Origin of the sequence: Flavobacterium algoritolerans (assembly GCF_030010385.1) — a bacterium.
In the GTDB taxonomy this organism is placed as follows: Bacteria; Bacteroidota; Bacteroidia; order Flavobacteriales; family Flavobacteriaceae; genus Flavobacterium; species Flavobacterium algoritolerans.
The window spans coordinates 1-1025 of sequence record NZ_JASCRZ010000027.1 but is presented as its reverse complement, the minus strand read 5'-3'; the positions used below and the strand labels follow the sequence as shown (position 1 = coordinate 1025).

At 55.2% G+C, this 1025-nt stretch carries 1 protein-coding gene; it reads right to left on the bottom strand.

The annotated features are described in order from the left end of the window. Window positions 1–447: 447 nt before the first annotated feature. A partial coding sequence (pat, locus tag QLS65_RS16140; protein ID WP_282718685.1) for a phosphinothricin N-acetyltransferase occupies window positions 448–1025 on the bottom strand: 578 nt, incomplete at its 5' end.

Here is a 1025-nt window from a genome sequence, read left to right as displayed (position 1 = left end):
CAAGGGTCTGGCCAAAACTATTCCGTGGGCACCTGGCACACGCCCTGGAGTCCGGCCCGTTTCCAGTTGAGGGTTGTCTACGCTTAGATGAGAAGGAAAGTTGTCCAAGACGAATCCCAGTGTCCTATTACCAATAGCCGACGGTATCGATAAGCTTGATGTACATGGTCGATAAGAAAAGGCAATTTGTAGATGTTAATTCCCATCTTGAAAGAAATATAGTTTAAATATTTATTGATAAAATAACAAGTCAGGTATTATAGTCCAAGCAAAAACATAAATTTATTGATGCAAGTTTAAATTCAGAAATATTTCAATAACTGATTATATCAGCTGGTACATTGCCGTAGATGAAAGACTGAGTGCGATATTATGTGTAATACATAAATTGATGATATAGCTAGCTTAGCTCATCGGGGGATCCATCGGATCCTAGAACGCGTGATCTCAGATCTCGGTGACGGGCAGGACCGGACGGGGCGGTACCGGCAGGCTGAAGTCCAGCTGCCAGAAACCCACGTCATGCCAGTTCCCGTGCTTGAAGCCGGCCGCCCGCAGCATGCCGCGGGGGGCATATCCGAGCGCCTCGTGCATGCGCACGCTCGGGTCGTTGGGCAGCCCGATGACAGCGACCACGCTCTTGAAGCCCTGTGCCTCCAGGGACTTCAGCAGGTGGGTGTAGAGCGTGGAGCCCAGTCCCGTCCGCTGGTGGCGGGGGGAGACGTACACGGTCGACTCGGCCGTCCAGTCGTAGGCGTTGCGTGCCTTCCAGGGGCCCGCGTAGGCGATGCCGGCGACCTCGCCGTCCACCTCGGCGACGAGCCAGGGATAGCGCTCCCGCAGACGGACGAGGTCGTCCGTCCACTCCTGCGGTTCCTGCGGCTCGGTACGGAAGTTGACCGTGCTTGTCTCGATGTAGTGGTTGACGATGGTGCAGACCGCCGGCATGTCCGCCTCGGTGGCACGGCGGATGTCGGCCGGGCGTCGTTCTGGGCTCATGGATCCGATTTGTAGAGAGAGACTGG